Raw genomic sequence first — 18,790 nt, 5'->3', positions numbered from 1 at the left:
TAACATGAAACTGGGAACAGAATTAACCGCGAACGACGATTTTCGTTTCGTCACCTCATGTCGATTACCTGTCGCTGTCGTAGATTCCAGCACAAGACAAATTATCGATGTCGGTGAAATGGAGCAAAATGGCGATTTAACGTTCGTCGTCAATGGTAAAACGTATAGTCGCGATAGGCGAATCCACCGCGTTTACTTTTATCCCGAAGCCGCCTATTAACGGGCGGTTATTTATTTGCGCGAGTGTTTGGGTGGATCGGCACACTTGCAAAGACTTTGACTTCAACCGCACCATATCCAGTGCGTGAATTTGCCTGTGACCTGACAAGCGACGTAATTATGCATCGCCAGCCGTAGCCGCCTGTCATTTACCAAAAAGATAATTAGCCGATATGGAATTAGGTGAAATAGAGTGTGTTTTATTAATCTACTAAAATGTAATATAATTTAATAAAGTATATACAAGGGAGATGATTGTTACAATGTTAATCCCTGTAGAAGACACTTTCTATCATGTTGCTGTAGTAAATGATACTACTGATGGTAAATACACCATAGAATTACGCCCTCATAGCGGAGCGGGAGGAGGAGGCCCTGTTGTGTCTTTCGATTCCTATAAATTGGCAATAGAGAAAGCAGAATACTTCGCTAAGACATGTTCACTTGCTTATAGACACGGTTTTCAATACAATGCTAGCAAAGGTCAATTTATCTACGGAAAAGATTCAAATAGATGTATCCATGTTGCAATGGCGATCGATCCCGAATATCATTCTGATTTTCTAGCGATGTTAAAAGCGAAACAATGATGTGGTTTAATAATCAGAAAACCCACCGCGTAAGGTTGGCCGCCTGCTCGGTGGGTTATTGGTTTAAGGATTTCTTTTGAAATATATCGACTATATCAATCATATCTCCCTAAATATTATGTGGGAGCTTAACTCGATTTTATCGGTTTTTTATTTTATGTTTTGGGCTGTTCCCGTCTTTGTTTTAGGATCCCAAATGACATTAGCTCCAAGTGCTTCGGCTATAGATCGTAAAGGAACCAGTCCAGTGTCCTCCCGTCTATGATGACAGGGGGTCGAACAAACTCAAGACTCTTTCCGTTCAATATTACATTGATTTGCGCATCTGCATAACCAACACCAGCATTTAAAACCCCTATACATATCATGCTGGCCATAGTCAAACCAAGTGGCGTAACTCTCATAATATCACTCCTATTCAGAGAAATTACCCCATGTAACCATTATATTGAAATGTATGTAATTTTTCACTATAAAAATCAACTAAAACTCCCCACCATTAAGGGGAGTTGGTATTACATCCGCTCAAGAGAACCGTCCTTATTCATCCGAAGGCACGTTGTTTCATCACTATCTACACCGAAAACTTTTAGTTTGCAAAGGAAATTGAGTTGGATCGTTCATTGGTAGTGAGTATTGAATGTGACATTACTGAGAAAGCGAAACACATAATTGGTGAAAATGTAATTGCCAAAGCGGTTCAACATGTAGCTACCAGACATTTCAAGCTTGACGACGAAGAAAGTGTAGAAGAAACCATAAAATTTTTAAAAACAGCGGCATCTCTTTATATTGTCGATGAGTTGAAGTTAAATGAAGATCATATCAATCTTGATCCTGTAGGCAAACTATCACGTTTACAAGTGGTAACGTTGTTAATTTCAATTGTGGTGAATGGGGATCAATCCGGCGTGTGAAAGGAGAAAAGTCGAACGAATTATAAAAAGGAGGTACAAAATTGAAGAAGGATTGGGAAGTGAAACTATTACTGTCGATATTTTTAGGCCCAGTTCATGTAATCGTATCTTTACTAATATTCGGATATAAAAATGTGTTTCTTTTCGTGTCAGGTGTCATATTGAGTATTATATTTTTTGCAGTGTTATGGGCGTTAGCTGCTAAGAAAAGGAGGTGATTAACCATCGTACCCAACTAGAGGAGTTATGACTCAGCCGCTATTTTACGACGAATCACACGACTACATATTAATCGATGTAGTCGAACAAGTTGACGTGTTGGCTGAGATTTGGATCGGGTATATGCCATGTCGTATATCATCGAACGTGGTGAATAGTATGCGTTGGATTCGATTTATGTGCTCATCGTGGAGCAGGGCGAAATGTTCAGGTTGGAGTAAGTACAAGTTGGAGGTTAGGAAATGTCAGCGGATATTGAAGTGATGAAGAAAATAGTACAAACGTTTCATGATGCAATTATAAAAGCTAAACCTGATCTTCGATTCCCGTATAACGATTTCCCTTTTGGTTGTTGTCAGGACACATCTTGGATATTACAAAGGTATCTTATAGAGTTGGGGTATAAAAATTTGGAGGTTGTTGGTGGAACTGATTGCAGCTCTCTCATACATCAAAGTCATGCTTGGTTGGAGTGGAAAAAAAGTATCATTATTGATTTAACGTATTATCAGTTTGGAGGTGTTGAGAAAATTTTTGTAACTGAAGATAGGTCATCACACAATCGGTTCGACAGAGAGACTTATAGATACGAAAAACCATATTGGGAGGTATATAAAGATACTAGAACGATGTATGAACTTGATTTGTACTACGACATTGTTACGAAGAATATTGAACACTCTCATAAATGATTGTGCCCCAACAACCGAAATCGTCGGGGCAGGAGAGGTTGAATGAAGATCAGCCGCATAATAACAATTTGACCAATTTCACGGGACACATGATTGGAGGCCACCACCAATGACCGAATATGAACGCGATAAGTTACTGCGTGAACTGGACAATGCGCAATCACTAATCACTCGATGATGTGAAACGTGTCGTACGTCGCTGCTACTATCGTTGCCGACTGAAACAATTGTCGAGAAGCGTGCGCGTGAAAATGCTTCGAACGCAAACTCTGGAATGCTTCTTATTACTCATCAATCCTTCTTCCGTCTACGCCGCTTAGGTTTCTCTAGGGCAGCATGAGACGGATCAACAGCCGTTCCTACATCAGTCCCCGTTGCTTCAATCGCTTTTTCTGACGTATCTGCTTGTGATTTCATTCGTTCAATACTTCTTTTTAACGAATCCATGAGATCAATTACATTGTTAGCTCGTGGAGAGACTGGCGACTCGATTTCGACATTCTCTATTTTAGCGTTAATGAGTTCCTTTAAAGCTTCCTGATAGTTACTCTTATAGTCGTTTCGAAAGGCTCCGCTGATCTGCTCAATCAATGTTTTAGCCATCTCAAGTTCCTCTTCATTGACCGCAATATGATCGATCTCCGTGATCCCCGGTACTCCTTCTACTTTCCTAACCTCATCCGGGTAATGAATCATATTCAACACAAGTCCCCGGTTGTGTAATCGAACCACTGCCAAATGCTCACTTGTACGGAATGCTACCTTGGCGACTGCTACCTTGCCAGTAGCCGCCATCGCATCATGAAGTAGCTTGTATGGTTTGGCTCCAAACTCGCCAGGCCCGATATAGTACGCTTTTTCGAAGTATATCGGATCAATGTCATCTTTATTGGTGAAATGTAGGATCTCAATCGTGCGCAAGGTTGGTAAAGGCAATTTTTCTAAATCATCGTCCGTAAGAACGACGTAGTTCCCTGGTGCATATTCATATCCGCGTATGATTTCATTGTTGGCGATTTCACGGTTACACACTGGACACCACTTTTTATACTGGATCGGACTACGGCATTCTTCGTGAAGGCTACGGAAACTGGTGGAGTGATCTTCTGTAGCCTTATACAAATTAACCGGAATATTGACTAAACCAAAGCTGATACTTCCTTTCCACATCGACCTCATAACCATCCCCCATTTCTTATCCATAAAATTCCCCAAATACGTTGTAGAAAATCATAGGAATGGTTGATTCCATTCATCCCCTATAGAATCCACATTCTCTACATGCGAAAATACACAAGCGAGGTGTGTGCTTGTGCTTTTTCAACCGATAAAACCGATGTTAGCCTCCATGCAGAAGACATTTGATCTAAGAAACCCTGAATATATCTACGAACTCAAAGCAGATGGATGGAGATGTCTTCTACATAAACAAGGACGGAAGATCGAAGTCTTCACCCGACATGGGAACCGGATTACAGAAAAATTTCCGGAATTTCAAGCAGCTGCAGATGCCATTCAAGTAACAGAAGCAATCATCGACTGTGAAGGCGTGTGTTACCGGGACAGACGAACGATATTTGATGATTTTAATACTCGTGGCCGTTTGAGCGATCCAGCGAAGATCACTGAAGCAAGCAGGCGAATGCCGGCAACATTAATCGCCTTTGATGTCCTTTATACGGATGGAAAGGAACATATAAATCAGGATCTTGTTACTCGAAAGCAAATCCTTCAAGAAATCATTGAGCCGAATGATGTCATAACGCCAACGTTATTCGTCGACGAACTTGGCGATTGGCTCCTGGAATGGTCGAAGCAAAATCACTGGGAGGGTATTGTAGCCAAGCATAAACGATCCAAGTACGCATTGGATACACGAAGTTCCGATTGGATCAAAATAAAAAACTTCCGGAGTATAGACGTTGTAATTTTAGGATATCGTCTGAAGCCCCGATTTGGTCTGCTTGTTGGCCTTCATTTTCCAACTGTATCTTATAAACCCGTAGCTACTGTAGAGTTGGGCTTCAATCAGGTAGAGAAACAAGCGTTTCTCGAAGTGGCCAAACAGATACACACGTACCGAGACAGAAGAGGGGTACAATGGGTAGAGCCTCTGTTGTGTTGCGAAATTCAGTATTTGGATCGAACAGAGAAACACAATTTACGGATCACATCTTTTAAAAGGTTTCTCCCTCACAAGAACCCGGAAGAGTGTAAATGGGTATCTTAAACGGTATTTCCCCCTTTGATGTTTAAAAGCCCATATCTATTTCTAAGATATGGGCTGGATCTATTAGTTTATTTGTTGTAGGAGGGATCTACCTTTTTTCAGCCAACCGAATATAGCAATCCTTTCTTCCTTCTTCCTCTTTTCTAACGTATTCAAAGAGTCCCTCTTGATGAAGTTTTCAGAAGCAGTATTCAGAGTATCTCAAGAAAACACAGTGCCTAAACCAACGAAAGAACAATTATATGGAAAACTGTATAGCAAAATTGAGGTGATATAGTATCACGTACAGTCGAACTAATTTGCGCGTGGTTTTCTTTTATGATAAAATGAGAACAAATGTTCGTATTAGGTGATGAAGGATGCGACCGATGTCTTTGATTCGACAATTGTTGATTCGCGAATTGATGCTCAAACACATCGAACGTGAATTACAATCATCGCAATCATGGACAAAGGGTGTATTTGAATCGCTGCAAAAGAGAGTATCGGATGAGTTGATACAAGTGAGACGGCAAATGCACCGTAGCGGCACATTTATTATGGAAAAACAATGGAAGAAGCAGGATGTGTTTATACAATTCAAATGGAACAATAAAGTATTTGAAGTGCCGTACACGTTGCCAATGTTAGAAGCGGAGGCATTAGGACGATTGGAACATATGTTGGATTAAAAAACCTCCCTGAGAAGTGAGGGAGGAATGTTTATCTTATCCTGTATATCTCCAATCTTTGGATACAGGCCAGAAACCATGTTCTTCATTATAATAGAAAATTTGCCAGTGATCCGATACATCTATAAATTTTGCCACCTGTTCGTATTGCGCACGATTGTAATTAACAACTGTAGTGCCGCATTTGTGATGAAAAATATGATAAAATCCTCCTGCACTTTCTCCAGCGTCTTCGGTGTCACGGACTTGATAAGATCGGACAATATGAACACTAGGATAATCCCAGAAACCAGTGATTTGAACACTTGTTTCACCCAAGAAAATATCTCTTTCGGGATCGATATCTTTGCCAATAACGTTGATTATGTCACTCATTTCGATATCACCCTTTCCTATAGGGAATTTTCACTTAATCTTATGTGTGACGTGGAACGCATAATTCCGATTTTCATAAATAAAACCCCGATCCGCGATGATCGAGGCTTATCGTAGGGACGAACAGGTTGGTGTTTAATTAACACGACGTAAAATGACCTGCTATTTTTGACGCGTTATCGTGCGAGAGTATAAAACCTGCACAAGTCCACTCCTGTGATTAATTAGTTTTTGTGCTGATTGTTTCATTGTTTAATTAACGCCCCAATTTGAAAATATTTCAATGGAATCGTCTTTTAGCGTTACCTGCTTAATAAAAGTGCGAACGATTTGTTGTTTAAGTTCGACTGTCAATACATTTTTATTTATAATTTCGTTATAAATTTCTATACTTTCTTTCAATTCATTCAGTCCGTCCGATTTTAGGGACATGTTTTTCAATATGTTGGATACAAACCCCATTTCATCTTTCAGCGATTTTATATCAGCGTCTAATTTTTTCATCGTGACATCCATTTCTTCTTCCGTAATCCATCCCTTACGAAAAGCTAAAATGTTACGTTGCCTTTCGTCCTCTTTTTCTCTGAGAACGGAATCGAGTTTGTACATTCTATCTTTAAGTTTTTTAATTTCTTCCGGATCATCTTGTTGTTTCATGATCGATTCGATCAATTGATTCGGGTTCTGCAATTTTCCCAATAACCAATACCATATAACATGATCAATAATGTCGCTCCGCCAATTCCTGCCTCTGCACGGTTGTTTAACTGGCAATCCCGTATAAACTTCCCACCCATAAACCTTTTTGTTTGTACACGCATAATATCTGTAATGGTGTGTCTTTGTTTTTGAATGGCCACCATATGCAACATTTCCCCCGCATCGACCGCATTTCAGCAATCCCTTTAGTAGGTAATTTTGTGTCGGACGACCTCCGTTACCGTATATAACATCGTGTTCGTCTAATTTCTCTTGTATTTTTATCCATGTGACCTCATCGATATATTTGGGAACAGGAACAATCATCCACTCATCTTCAGCCTTTTTAACTTGCTTTCTCTCGCCGTTTTTTTGTTGCACCTCGGTTTTTCCATAATAGAACTTGCCCATATACACGGGATTTCTAAGTATTCGATAAATCGTGGTAGCATACCATGCCTTCCCTTTTGGCGGTTTGTATCCTTCTTTGGCTAGCTCACGTGCGATACCGGATAAAGTCATCGGCGTTCTATCTTTCCCGTTTAAGAACCAATCCACTATGGTCAAATAACATTCTTTTTCATCGACGTTTTCGATCAACGTATCATTTTCTTTATCGAAGTCATACCCGAAAATATAAGCTAATCCAGGGATCTCTCCTCGTTTAACTTTTTGTCTGCGACCTCTCCTGGAGTTGGCAAGTATTTTGGATTTATTGTACTGAGCTATAGCCAATTGGATGTTATACATCAACATGGATTCTGGATTGTCGGGATCAAAGTTCATTTCGACATATTCAATGTCCGTTCCATATGACCAAATCTTGTACATCACACTTGTACCTTGATAAGACGAACGACTGAAACGATCAGGGTGTAAGCAAATAAACTTGCCGCCATTGGCAACACCATATTCAAGTAACTGCAAAGCAAAATTCAAAGCAGGTCGATTCGGGTCATCGCCCGATTTGCCTGCTTCAACAATCGCCAATATTTCATCATCTTTATATCCGTTCTTTTTAGCCAGTTCGTAACATTTCTCAACTTGCGACTCCAAAGAATACCCACGTTCCGCTTGATCTGTTGTTGATACACGAGCATAAATAACAACTCTTATAGATTCCGTAAGATGTTCAATTTCATTGTTTGTTAATACCGGAGGTTCTTTGTCTTTTATCACGAAAATTCTTATTTTGTTGCTAATAGGCGTACTCAACATATATTCATTCACTCCGACGATTGATAAGTTTCTGTGTTGATTTTTCCATCCTTGCTACGACTTTTCAACATCTTTCCGTACGCAATCACTCGTCTGAACCAATCGTGTACTTCTTTTGAGTTAAGGAGATCGTCAAGCGTTCTTCCGCAACCTGTATCGGGTATTTCAATGATTTTATACACCGGATTCTTCCGTTTACGCACCATCCTTCAACCTTCCTATGCGAATTGTGCAAGCTTGAATTTATCATAATGAATTTAGTTTTAATAATATTCTAACTTTTACCCCCGCTTACGTAAAGTGCCTATTGCGATGTGTTGATTATAATTTGGCGTTGGCTTAAGTTTCCATTATTAAAAGGCGTTCATAACGAGAGCCTCTAATATTGTTTCGATTGATACACGACGCATCGATATTGGAGTGATAAAGATTTAAAATATTGACATCCCTTGTCCAGTTGGTTATATTTTACTCAAAGACAAGTATACCAACCAATTCTTTAATTTGAACCCAATGAAATAAGGAAGAATTAGGGATATATCAGAAATTGGTAAAACCCGAAATCCCTTGTTACGCTTGGATTCCGTATTTGGTTACACGGTAAACATCGGCAAGAGCAAACCTACTAATTCGGAATTTATTGCCATGGTGGCGGATAAGTTGAGGATCGAGGCGAAGATTTCGTGAGGCACGCCAGTGCAAGGCTTTCAGAGCGGAATACAGCACAGGATCTGGCGGATGGATTTGGCGATGATATGTTAGACCTCAACCTTCCATCCTCTTCATATCACATCAGAGACACGCTTTACATGCGTGTCTCTCAGACTGCAGACAAACTCCCTTTGCTGCTGTAGCAACGAGGGAGTTTGTTATTATTTCACACCTATGTACAATAAAAAAAGCGCAGTCGTGATGACCGCGCGGCAGGGGGTTTAATGAAACACGTTGCTCTGAATGCAATGGGGTAAGGGTGATATGTGTAGATACATTGTACAAAACAAATACGGAATAAATGTGTAATTCGATTTACCAAAATATACAAAACACTCAAGCGTGTGGTCAATGTGTGTTGGAAAAATCTGTTTCGCACACATGAGACTGTGATGGAAAAGACGAGGCTTTTGTGCACAAACTATTACCGATTGCGACCCATGGTGCCAAGTAAATGAGTCCATTTCTTTACATGACGTTAACGTAAATTCTATTTTTAGTTGATACAATTAAATCGCATGCCGGTAGTGCGGGTAAGCACAACACAGCCCACACCCTTAACAACCGCTCATCACGAGCGGTTAATTTTTTAGGTTATATATTGGCGAGCGCATACGCAAGAAACGATTCGATCAGTCTTTCAATGAATCATAAAAATCGCTCGTTCCACCATGTAACGATCCAACTGATAAGTGCTATGCAGAAAATAGACATGGGAATGATCCACGTATGTTGTGTTGCAGTAGTATCAATACATGCAAGTAGACTTTGCACCAATTATGCTCCTTTCATTAAATTACTGTCTTCCTCAATGAAAAGACGCAGTCGTCAAACGACCACGCCTCATGAAAGGGGGACATAGTTGAGAAGAAAGGAGAGATTTCATCACAATCATTGTAAATGATAAATACGGAACAATTGTGAAATGCTAACCCAAATGTTACTGCTATTTATTAGAAAGCTTGTAAAAGTAAGTGTGTAGATTTATCGCACCTGACCCGCTCCATCGTTTGCACGAGAATAACGGGTGATGGACAATCCGATGAAAAAGACGCAGTCGTGATGACTACGCCTTAATGAGGAGTCAGTGGTAGTATTATACCTTACAACTGTGGAATAAATGTGGAATTCGATTTCCTCTATCGCGCGGAATGCCGCCGTAAAATTGTTCGAAAATAATTCTATGCATAATTTTTGCCTGTTGCTCCCCAGAATATCTATGTTGACTGAAGTGTAATGTGTGATATATTACATATTAAAAATAGCAACTTGCTTAGTTATCGAGGAGGTGCGTTTTTTGACTCTACCTGAGTCTACTAATAAATTGCAACGCACTTTTATCCGTGAGGAAGTTTATCATACACTTCAAGATTGGATTGTAACAGGCAAACTTGAACCTGGTGAACATTTGCGCGACAAGGAACTGGCTGAGATCCTAGGCGTAAGCCGTACACCCATACGAGAAGCTTTACTGCGGTTGGAAGATGAGGGTCTCGTTCAAACCAAGCCTAATAGATGGACCCAGGTTGCCCCGATCAACCTTGAAGAGGCTCGAAACATTTATCCTATTGTGTGGTCACTTGAGCGTTTAGCCTTGACAACTGCATTTGACCGGACGTCGAATCAGGATATAGAAAAAATGGAACTTGCTAATCATTGTTTGAAACAGGCCATGGCCGCAGGTGATCATATGGCAGCACTTAAATCTGACAACGACTTCCATAGTGTATACATAAATCTTGCTAACAATGATGAATTAAATAAATTGCTTTCGGGTCTTAAGGTAAAGCTTCGTCGAATTGAGCTTTATTACTTTGATCGAATGAAAGATGCAGGAGTGTCGTGTGCTGAACACGACCAAATCATAAATTCATTAAAACAGCGTGACTTGAAAGGTGCATTGGACGCGATTGAGTCGAACTGGAAAAACAGTTTGGCACGCATTCAGCTTCAAGCGATATAGAGAAACAAGAATGTTGGGGAGGGAATGATTTGCATCTGTTTTTTCGTGACCGGATGAAAGGAATCGCCATGGTGTTGGTAGGAGCTTCCCTATGGGGGATTTCGGGAACCGTTGCTCAAGCGCTGTTTCATCGGGAAGGGATTCATGCCGATTGGTTGGTCACTGTCCGCTTGCTTTGTTCGGGACTGGTTTTGCTCATCTGGGCAAGTTTGAATAAGCAGAAAATCTGGGCGGTTTGGCGGAGTTTGCGGGATGCGGGGCAAATTCTTTGCTTTGGACTGATCGGCCTGTTAGGAGTGCAATACACGTATTTTATTTCGATCGAGGCGGGAAACGCCACAACTGCGACACTGCTTCAGTATTTGGGACCGGCTTTTATCACTTTGTATGTGGCTTTAAGGCTTAAGAGATGGCCACAAAGAAAAGATGTTGCCGCGCTGGCTTTAGCCTTGTTGGGCACTTTTTTGCTCGTGACCAACGGTTCATTGAAAGGATTGACCGTGCCTGTTCCCGCGGTGGTTTGGGGATTGTTGTCTGCGTTGACGGCCGCCTTTTACACCGTTTACCCGTCGGAAATGATTCGCCGTTGGGGATCAATGACCACTATAGGATGGGGAATGTTGATCGGCGGTTTGGGAATGGGACTGTTCAGTCCTCCGTGGACGATTCGAGATGCTCATCTATCCGTACATTCTTTGCTGTTGGTTGCTTTTGTCGTGCTGTTTGGAACGTTAATTTCCTTTTATTTGTATATCGACAGTTTACGTTATTTATCCCCGGCAGAAGTGGGAGTGTTAGGAAGCGCCGAGCCGTTGTCTGCGGCAGTGATGTCGGTCATCTGGCTGCATCATGTACCTGGTTTGTTCGAAATGATCGGGGGCATCAGCATCATGGCTACGGTGGCGATCCTATCATCCAAAAAGAACGAAAGAAAAGTGATAACCGTCACTCAAAAAGGAATTTAGGAATAAAAAGTTACACAGTTTCAGGATACTCTGTTCACGATTTTGTCGGGAGCCAAATAGGCTCCTTTTTTATATAATAGATTTGCTATCTTAAATAAAAATTAACGCAAAGGAGATTGTTTTATGAGTCCGGAAGTTGTACTTTGGATCCTTTTAACGGCTTTTACTGTTTTTCCGCTTTTTATCTTACTTTTAGCAACACCGCGTAATCAGTAGTTCATGGGTTCCTATGAACATTCCATCCTTGGGGTAGAACGAAACTAGAGTCGCCTGACTGATTGCTAAGAGGAATGTCTCTGGACAGTCACTGAGTTAAACCGTCACTCAAAAAGAGAGCTTCTTTTTTCAATGGGAAAAAAGAAGCTCTCAGTCTCTTTGCTAAACGATTCTGTGGGTAGTTGAAACGGTATCCAATCCTGATGCTTGAAGTGCATGTTCCCAACTGGGAAAATAGTACAATGCGTTCCTCATGAGGTCAGGGTGTGACTGCTTTACTTTTTTCTTGCTCAGGGATTCCCCATTTTCATGCAGTTTTCGAATCTGTGAGATCACCGCATCTTGATTCATATTTGCTTCCACAAGCCATCACTCCCATACTCAAGTTTACTCTTATTGTTTCATTGGTACGGGAAAGGTAAACCAGATCAATGGAAATTTACAAAAGTGAAGATATGAAAGAAAATCCTTCATCCCTGCTATTCCAATATTTTTGTAATGAAACTTCCCTGTCCCTCTTTTATACTGAATACAAAGGGGGAAAGCTCATGTTTAAAAGAACCGCGAAGAAAACGGCAGCTTTTTTGCTCGCTGCATCTTTATTAGGAGTGGGGGTTGCAGCGCCGAGTTACGCAGCTACGTCAACGACATTCAATACGTACTGCAAGACGGAAACATTTACCTTTACCAATTGGAATGATTTCAACAATTGGCTGCAACAATTCTTCCAAAAGGAACAATCATGGAAACAGATTTCTGTACAGAAACCTGTCACACAACCTTCACAGATTCCTGTACAGAAACCTGTAACGAAGCCGGCTCCGGCGCAAACAGCGCCGTCCAAACCAGTTCCACAAAAATCGACTGCGAACTCTTCCGTTCCGGCAGAAGTGCAGCAAGTGGTAAATTTGGTTAACCAGGAACGGCAAAAAGCGGGACTCCAGCCATTGAAAATCAATCTGTCTCTCGATAACATGGCTCAAGTGAAAGCGGAAGACATGAGAGACCATCATTATTTCGATCATAATTCGCCGACATACGGCAGTCCATTCGACATGATGACCAAATTCGGCATCCATTACTCGTATGCAGGTGAAAACATTGCCGCAGGGCAGCCTGATGCGGCTACCGTTATGAAGGATTGGATGAACAGTCCCGGTCATCGTGCGAACATTCTCAATCCGAACTACACTGAAATTGGTATTGGAGTAGCACATGGCGGATCCTACGGTACCTATTGGGTACAGGAATTTGTTCGCCCGTAAAACGAACGAATGATCATGATCGACTCGTGCAGGTATTACACTTGCACGAGTCTTCGTCTTCTCTACTAAAACAGCCGTTTCACTGCTGAAATGCGCTTGTACCATTCGGAGCCGGGTTTAAGCGGCAAATATGTACATGTTCCGGTTCCGCCGCCGACTTGTAACATCCGCCCGTCTCCCATATAGATACCCGAATGCCCTCCATTTTTAAAAATGACTAAATCGCCGGGTTGCATATCTTTTACAGGTACAGTCACTCCGACGGAAGAATACTGCTCTCGACCTGAGGTAGGTAAAATATACCCCAAAGCATGATGGTATACATACGCTACGTAGTTCGAAGCATCGAACCCCGCCTGTCCACGTTCCTGATTATGGCCCCATATATACTTGACTCCCAACTTCGCTTCACCGACTTTCCGTAAGGCTTCCAGTTTTTGCTGCCTACTCGCGTTGGGAGGGGCTATCGTGGTGAAATGCTTATCCATTTTAACGCCGGGGGGCGGAACGGGAGTATTCGTAACTCTCGCTTCTTTCACGGGCAGCTGTGGTCTTTTTGTCTCACTATCCGTGATTTGAACGGTTAACGCTTCTTGGTCACCTTTTAATACACGTATTCTGTCGACTTTTTTCTCTGGGTGAACATACGTCACATAATCCCGAATCGCCTCGATGTTGTTGATGTCGAGAAGAGATTCATCTTTCACATTGCGAAGATCCGATTCCGCGATCGAACGTGTATGAATAATCACCTCGTTTCCGAGACGATGATAATCCGCTTTTTTCACTTGAAGGATGTGAGGCGATTGATTTTTTGCTTGCTTTTGCATCCCTGTAGACTGGCAGCCGACCAGCATCAACAGGCACATGAAGATGGGCAAAACTTTCCGCATGGTATCCCTCCTGATGATTGAGAAACATCGATTATAGGATTCTCTTATCGCATGGAGGGTAAACAGAAAGATACTGGATGTGGAGTGACGCGATCCATTCTTTTTGAAACAAGAAAGGTATTGCATAAAGTTGAATGTTTGTGCTATAAAATATATGGTTGATCCTAGAAGTGTTCATTTGAAACCGCTTTATTCGATCGAGAAGATCGAGCAGAGTAGATCACAATATATAACAGTTTGTGCGATCCTTACGTGTTACTGATTCGATCAGGCATGAGTTAAGGAAACGGATTGAATACTAATTGTATTCGATTCTGTTTTCTTTCACTCATGCCTGTTTCATTTTTCTTCATAATTATAAAATCCTTACTCGAACGAAAGGAGATCTTAAAGTGTTCAAACGAATGTTTGGTGTTTTGCAACAAGTGGGTAAGGCTTTAATGTTACCCGTTGCACTTTTGCCGGCTGCAGGTATTTTGCTTGCATTCGGTAACGCATTTCAAAATCCGGCGCTAACCTCACGGATTCCTGCGCTTAACGGGCATGTATTTCAAAGAGTGGCCCAAGTGATGCAAGATGCCGGAGGCATTATATTCAGCAACCTTTCTTTGCTCTTCGCGGTCGGTGTCGCGGTGGGTTTATCAGGAGGAGAAGGGGTCGCTGGTCTTGCCGCAATTATCGGTTACTTAATCATGAACCAGGTGATGGGCGATATCCTTCATGTGACTCCCGATATGGTTGCCCATAATAAGGCGTATGCATCGGTATTGGGGATCCCAACCCTTCAAACCGGGGTTTTCGGAGGTATCATTGTAGGGATTCTGGCTTCTTATATGTATAAAAAGTTTTATAACATTCAATTGCCTCAGTTCTTGGGATTCTTTGCCGGTAAACGGTTCGTTCCTATCGTAACGGCTGCTTCCTCCCTGGTATTGGGAATCATTATGATTTTTATTTGGCCGCCGATTCAAACGGGTTTGAATGCATTCTCTCATTTTATGCTCGTGAAAAACCCGGTTTTAGCTACTTTTATCTTTGGATTGGTAGAACGTTCCTTGATTCCGTTTGGGTTGCACCATATCTTTTACGCACCGTTCTGGTTTGAGTTTGGAGATTACGTGAATAAAGCGGGACAAGTCGTGCATGGAGACCAAAACATCTTCTTTGCCCAATTAAAAGATAATGTACCGTTTACTGCTGGTTCCTTTATGACGGGGAAATTCCCATTCATGATGTTTGGTCTTCCTGCTGCCGCACTTGCGATGTATCATGAAGCAAAACCGGAAAAGAAAAAGTTGGTTGCGGGCATCTTGGGCTCCGCTGCGTTGACCTCCTTCTTGACGGGGATCACGGAACCGATTGAGTTTTCATTCTTATTCGTAGCCCCCGTGTTGTTTGCGATTCACGCGGTTTTTGCCGGGCTTTCATTCATGATCATGCAACTTTTGAATATCAAAATCGGTATGACATTCTCGGGAGGCGTCATTGATTTCATTTTGTTCGGTGTTCTGCCTAACAGAACGCATTGGTGGCTCGTGATTCCGGTCGGTCTCGCGTTCGCGGTGATCTATTATTTCGGGTTCCGCTTTGCGATTCGTAAGTGGGATCTAAAGACTCCCGGCCGTGAAGACGATGATGTGCAAGTCGAGACCAAGGAAAACGCGAATGAGCTGGCGGTTGGCGTCTTGGCAGGGCTTGGCGGCAAGGAAAACATTAAACACTTAGACGCATGTATTACGCGTTTGCGAGTATCGGTACACGACATTAAAAAAGTGGACAAGGAAGCTTTGAAGCGTTTAGGAGCAGCGGGCGTGCTTGAAGTCGGTGACAATATCCAGGCGATCTTTGGTCCGAAGTCGGATCAGTTGAAAGAACAAATCAAGCAAGTGATCGCCGGCAAAACAACGGGAACAGCAGCTCGCGAGGTTGCCGCGGCTTCAGTACCTGTAAGAAAAGAGACCAGCCAAACGGTTGAGGGGGAAGATAAGTTTGTGTCGCCGCTGGCAGGTACGATCGTCGATTTGAAAGACGTTCCGGACGAAGTGTTTTCCCAGAAACTGATGGGGGATGGTTTTGCTATAGAACCATCTGATGGATTGGTCGTGTCACCTGTGGATGGTACCGTTACAACCTTTTTCCCGACGAAACATGCGATCGGACTTCTTGCCGATAACGGACGGGAGATTTTGATCCATTTCGGGATTGACACCGTTAAACTGCAAGGCGAAGGTTTTGAGGCGCTCGTGGAACAAGGGGAAAAAGTAAAAGCGGGACAACCGCTTCTCCGCGTAGACCTCAACGTGATCAAAGAGAAAGTCCCTTCGATGGCAACACCTGTAATCTTCACGAACCTAGCCGATGGAGAAAAGGTTTCGGTGAAAGTGGGTTCAAAAGTCAAGCTTGGGGAAGAAAACATTGTATCGATTCATAAGTAGTCACGAAAAGCTAGTTCTCAATTGGGAGCTAGCTTTTTTGCTGTTCGAATTATAAATTGTTAATGAGCAAGTATTCGATTCTCCATAATGGAACCCGTATAGGATTGGAGGTATTCTTGTGGTTCGCGTACTTTTTGTTTGTTTGGGCAACATCTGTCGTTCCCCCATGGCAGAAGCTGTATTTCGAAACTTAGTAAAAACAGAAGGATTGGCTGAGGAAATCGAGATCGATTCGGCCGGAATCTCAGGATGGCATGCGGGAGAACGGCCGCATTACGGTACGATTCAGGTGTTATCAAAACACGGAATCTCACATGATGGAATTTACAGCAGACAAATTCAAAAAAACGATTTGCAAACATTTGATTATATCGTCGCGATGGATGAGGAGAACATCGAGGGTTTACGGAAACTTGGCGTTTCCAAAGGAAAAGTATTTCGTTTGCTCGATCTGGTTGACAACAGTCTAACGAAAAACGTACCCGATCCCTATTACACTGGAAATTTTGATCAGGTGTATGATCTCATTGAACGCGGGTGTGAAGCTTTGCTTCGTAAAATAAAGGAGGAACATTGTCTTTGAGGTATTTGGGAATCTGTGAAGGAGATTTCTGTTTAAATTGTATATTCAGTAAAATTGTGATAAGCTGTATTTGATCGAATTTTCTTGAATATAGGGGATGAATATCCGTTATGAAGACCGCTTTGTTACTCATCGATATCCAAAATGACTATTTTCCTCATGGTAAGATGGAGCTCGTTGAACCGATCGAAGCAAGCCTCAGAGCAAAGCAAATACTAACTGATTTTCGAGAGAAAGGGTGGCCCGTTTTCCATATTCAACATATCTCCATCCGCCAAGGAGCAACGTTTTTTCTTCCCGGAACGGACGGTATCAAGATTCATGAAAATGTAGAGCCGCTTCCGGATGAAGTGGTCATTCAAAAACATTATCCCAACAGTTTTCGAGAGACAGATCTGTTATCACAACTTCAGAAAAGAGAAATCAACCGATTGGTGATCTGCGGAATGATGACTCATATGTGTATCGATGCAACGACGAGAGCGGCTTTTGACTATGGTTTCGAATGCGTCGTGATTCATGATGCTTGTGCAAGCAGAAATCTTACATTTAATGGCGAGACCATCCCCGCTGAACATGTTCATCTGTCGTTTTTAGCTGCGTTGAATGGAACGTACGCGAGAGTGTTGGGGGCCGAAGAATTCTTGCGTACATGATGTTTCATTTATTTTTCAAGAACCGCCGGAATCCCATTGAGTGGGGTTTACCGGCGGTTCTTCGTTACTTTTTAAAGGTACAAATGGTTATAATTTCAGAGCGAGTGAGCTGTTTTCGAGGAGATACTACATATTGCAGCAAGAATTATGATTCAATGAATGGCTGCAATTAAGAATGGCTGGGTAGGGAGGTTAGCACTTTGAACGAAACCTGTTATCACTGTGGCCACGAAGCGACGAAAGGATCGTATGTCACATTCTACGAAAAGGAACACGAACATGACGAATTTTTATGCAGTGAATGTTACGTGGAATGGCTTGAGTCAATGAAAGGATAAAGCTTGGTGAATGAAAACTCCTAAACTTTTAGAGAAAAAGATATCCTCCTACATGCACAGTTGTTCATATCCTCCTCTGTTGTTTTCACCCTCGGGTCGGAGGGTGTACCTTTCCCTTTTTCATTCATGATCTTTTTCCAGATCCCCCATGATATTTACAACCTGTTCGATCTTTCAAACAATAGTCTATCGTTGAACGTAGTGTGATAGACGCTGATTTATGATTGAATTCAGATGATCGCCGTTTCGATCAAAGAACGGGTTACATAAAGTACTGCATTCGGAGTAGGTGATTCCGATCACCTTGTTGGATATTCCGCTTCAAGTAACCAGGGGGAATAAACGATGGCAAAAGTAACTTCGTTATCGTATAGAAAACGCCAAGAGAATGATGATCCGTTTATCATTAAGACTTCACTTTCTTTGATGAAAGAGATGTTTAAACAGTCGGTAGGCATAGGTTTGACGGAAGATATCATTCGTCAACAGATTCGAGCAAATGAAACCGTTATGATCATCGAAAGAAATAATAAACCGATCGGTTTTTATATGTATACAGTATTTCCTTCAGGAGAAATGTACTTAAGTTCTTTGATACTGGTCCCTCATGTGCAAAATCAAGGAATAGGTACAGAAGTCGTTCATCACATCATTTCCGAAGCGAGAAAAATCAATGTTCAAAAGATCATCGGTCATGTACAAATTTCGAACGAAAACGCGTTGACATTTTGGAAGAAAAACAAATTCCGCGTCATCGGCAGACCGATTCATGGTTCAGTTGAAATTCAAAGATCGCTTTAAAACAGTTAAGTACTTAGGATAGGGGCCATGTATGAAAAATTTTTCCTGATGATACGCAGGAATTTTGCCAAAATCGATAGAATTAAAAAAGTGTTCGAAATTATCCACTCCAGAGATTCTTGTACGATCATGAG

At 41.8% G+C, this 18,790-nt stretch carries 21 protein-coding genes; 14 read left to right on the top strand and 7 right to left on the bottom strand.

All coding sequences use genetic code 11. From position 1 onward, the window contains the following. Positions 1-4 precede the first annotated feature (4 nt). Both DNHGIG_RS00240 and DNHGIG_RS00235 read left to right on the top strand, forming a co-directional pair. The gene (locus DNHGIG_RS00240) at positions 5-220 is read left to right on the top strand and encodes a hypothetical protein (protein ID WP_282197775.1); all 216 of its coding nucleotides are present in this window, start codon (positions 5-7) and stop codon (positions 218-220) included. A 262-nt stretch (positions 221-482) separates the two neighbouring features. After that, positions 483-809, top strand: a complete 327-nt coding sequence (locus tag DNHGIG_RS00235) for a hypothetical protein (protein WP_282197774.1) — start codon at positions 483-485, stop codon at positions 807-809. A 150-nt stretch (positions 810-959) separates the two neighbouring features. Here the strand turns inward: DNHGIG_RS00235 and DNHGIG_RS20885 are convergent, their stop codons facing one another. Continuing rightward, on the bottom strand, positions 960-1,052 hold the full coding sequence (locus DNHGIG_RS20885; RefSeq protein WP_439647757.1) for a stalk domain-containing protein: 93 nt from the start codon (positions 1,050-1,052) through the stop codon (positions 960-962). Positions 1,053-1,420: 368 nt separating this feature from the next. On the opposite strand from DNHGIG_RS20885, the gene DNHGIG_RS00230 reads away from it, so the two are divergent. Then, positions 1,421-1,726 (top strand): hypothetical protein, encoded by a 306-nt coding sequence (locus DNHGIG_RS00230; RefSeq protein WP_282197773.1) that lies wholly within the window; start codon positions 1,421-1,423, stop codon positions 1,724-1,726. A gap of 461 nt (positions 1,727-2,187) precedes the next feature. Further along, a complete protein-coding gene (locus DNHGIG_RS00225) occupies positions 2,188-2,637 on the top strand; it encodes a hypothetical protein (protein ID WP_282197772.1) in 450 nt (149 codons plus the stop codon). Between the two features lie 291 nt (positions 2,638-2,928). On the opposite strand, the gene ku is transcribed toward DNHGIG_RS00225, so the two are convergent. Then, entirely contained in the window at positions 2,929-3,816 is an 888-nt protein-coding gene (gene ku, locus DNHGIG_RS00220) for a non-homologous end joining protein Ku (protein ID WP_282197771.1), read from the bottom strand. Between the two features lie 133 nt (positions 3,817-3,949). Here ku and DNHGIG_RS00215 point away from each other — a divergent pair, with 133 nt between their 5' ends. Beyond that, positions 3,950-4,867: an ATP-dependent DNA ligase gene (locus DNHGIG_RS00215; protein ID WP_282197770.1), complete on the top strand. Its 918-nt coding sequence runs from the start codon at positions 3,950-3,952 to the stop codon at positions 4,865-4,867. 368 nt (positions 4,868-5,235) lie between these two features. After that, positions 5,236-5,538: a YhjD family protein gene (locus DNHGIG_RS00210; protein WP_282197769.1), complete on the top strand. Its 303-nt coding sequence runs from the start codon at positions 5,236-5,238 to the stop codon at positions 5,536-5,538. 36 nt (positions 5,539-5,574) lie between these two features. On the opposite strand, the gene DNHGIG_RS00205 is transcribed toward DNHGIG_RS00210, so the two are convergent. The 3 genes from DNHGIG_RS00205 to DNHGIG_RS00195 form a co-directional block, all read right to left on the bottom strand. Next, the gene (locus DNHGIG_RS00205) at positions 5,575-5,913 is read right to left on the bottom strand and encodes a hypothetical protein (protein ID WP_282197768.1); all 339 of its coding nucleotides are present in this window, start codon (positions 5,911-5,913) and stop codon (positions 5,575-5,577) included. 252 nt (positions 5,914-6,165) lie between these two features. Continuing rightward, a complete protein-coding gene (locus DNHGIG_RS00200) occupies positions 6,166-7,830 on the bottom strand; it encodes a recombinase family protein (RefSeq protein WP_282197767.1) in 1,665 nt (554 codons plus the stop codon). 8 nt (positions 7,831-7,838) lie between these two features. Continuing rightward, a complete protein-coding gene (locus tag DNHGIG_RS00195) occupies positions 7,839-8,036 on the bottom strand; it encodes a hypothetical protein (RefSeq protein ID WP_282197766.1) in 198 nt (65 codons plus the stop codon). A 322-nt stretch (positions 8,037-8,358) separates the two neighbouring features. Here DNHGIG_RS00195 and DNHGIG_RS00190 point away from each other — a divergent pair, with 322 nt between their 5' ends. From DNHGIG_RS00190 to DNHGIG_RS00180, 3 genes are all read left to right on the top strand, one after another. Further along, entirely contained in the window at positions 8,359-8,517 is a 159-nt protein-coding gene (locus DNHGIG_RS00190; RefSeq protein WP_369414742.1) for a sporulation initiation factor Spo0A C-terminal domain-containing protein, read from the top strand. A gap of 1,321 nt (positions 8,518-9,838) precedes the next feature. After that, on the top strand, positions 9,839-10,504 hold the full coding sequence (locus DNHGIG_RS00185; RefSeq protein ID WP_282197764.1) for a GntR family transcriptional regulator: 666 nt from the start codon (positions 9,839-9,841) through the stop codon (positions 10,502-10,504). 29 nt (positions 10,505-10,533) lie between these two features. Beyond that, the gene (locus tag DNHGIG_RS00180) at positions 10,534-11,469 is read left to right on the top strand and encodes a DMT family transporter (protein WP_282197763.1); all 936 of its coding nucleotides are present in this window, start codon (positions 10,534-10,536) and stop codon (positions 11,467-11,469) included. 378 nt (positions 11,470-11,847) lie between these two features. Here DNHGIG_RS00180 and DNHGIG_RS00175 read toward each other — a convergent pair whose 3' ends face one another. Continuing rightward, positions 11,848-12,048 (bottom strand): hypothetical protein, encoded by a 201-nt coding sequence (locus DNHGIG_RS00175; protein WP_282197762.1) that lies wholly within the window; start codon positions 12,046-12,048, stop codon positions 11,848-11,850. Between the two features lie 185 nt (positions 12,049-12,233). On the opposite strand from DNHGIG_RS00175, the gene DNHGIG_RS00170 reads away from it, so the two are divergent. Then, positions 12,234-12,950 (top strand): CAP domain-containing protein, encoded by a 717-nt coding sequence (locus tag DNHGIG_RS00170; RefSeq protein ID WP_282197761.1) that lies wholly within the window; start codon positions 12,234-12,236, stop codon positions 12,948-12,950. A 65-nt stretch (positions 12,951-13,015) separates the two neighbouring features. Here the strand turns inward: DNHGIG_RS00170 and DNHGIG_RS00165 are convergent, their stop codons facing one another. Beyond that, a complete protein-coding gene (locus DNHGIG_RS00165; protein WP_282197760.1) occupies positions 13,016-13,843 on the bottom strand; it encodes a C40 family peptidase in 828 nt (275 codons plus the stop codon). Between the two features lie 404 nt (positions 13,844-14,247). Between DNHGIG_RS00165 and ptsG the strand changes: the two genes are divergently transcribed. From ptsG to DNHGIG_RS00145, 4 genes are all read left to right on the top strand, one after another. Next, positions 14,248-16,278 (top strand): glucose-specific PTS transporter subunit IIBC, encoded by a 2,031-nt coding sequence (ptsG, locus tag DNHGIG_RS00160; protein ID WP_282201319.1) that lies wholly within the window; start codon positions 14,248-14,250, stop codon positions 16,276-16,278. Positions 16,279-16,396: 118 nt separating this feature from the next. Then, positions 16,397-16,861, top strand: a complete 465-nt coding sequence (locus tag DNHGIG_RS00155) for a low molecular weight protein-tyrosine-phosphatase (protein WP_282197759.1) — start codon at positions 16,397-16,399, stop codon at positions 16,859-16,861. A gap of 110 nt (positions 16,862-16,971) precedes the next feature. After that, positions 16,972-17,517, top strand: coding sequence for a cysteine hydrolase family protein (locus DNHGIG_RS00150; RefSeq protein ID WP_282197758.1), 546 nt, complete (start codon positions 16,972-16,974; stop codon positions 17,515-17,517). Between the two features lie 683 nt (positions 17,518-18,200). Beyond that, entirely contained in the window at positions 18,201-18,656 is a 456-nt protein-coding gene (locus DNHGIG_RS00145; protein WP_282197757.1) for a GNAT family N-acetyltransferase, read from the top strand. Positions 18,657-18,790: the final 134 nt, after the last annotated feature.

Source organism: Collibacillus ludicampi (genome assembly GCF_023705585.1).
In the GTDB taxonomy this organism is placed as follows: domain Bacteria; phylum Bacillota; class Bacilli; order Tumebacillales; family BOQE01; genus Collibacillus; species Collibacillus ludicampi.
This window is presented reverse-complemented; position numbering and strand designations above follow the sequence as displayed.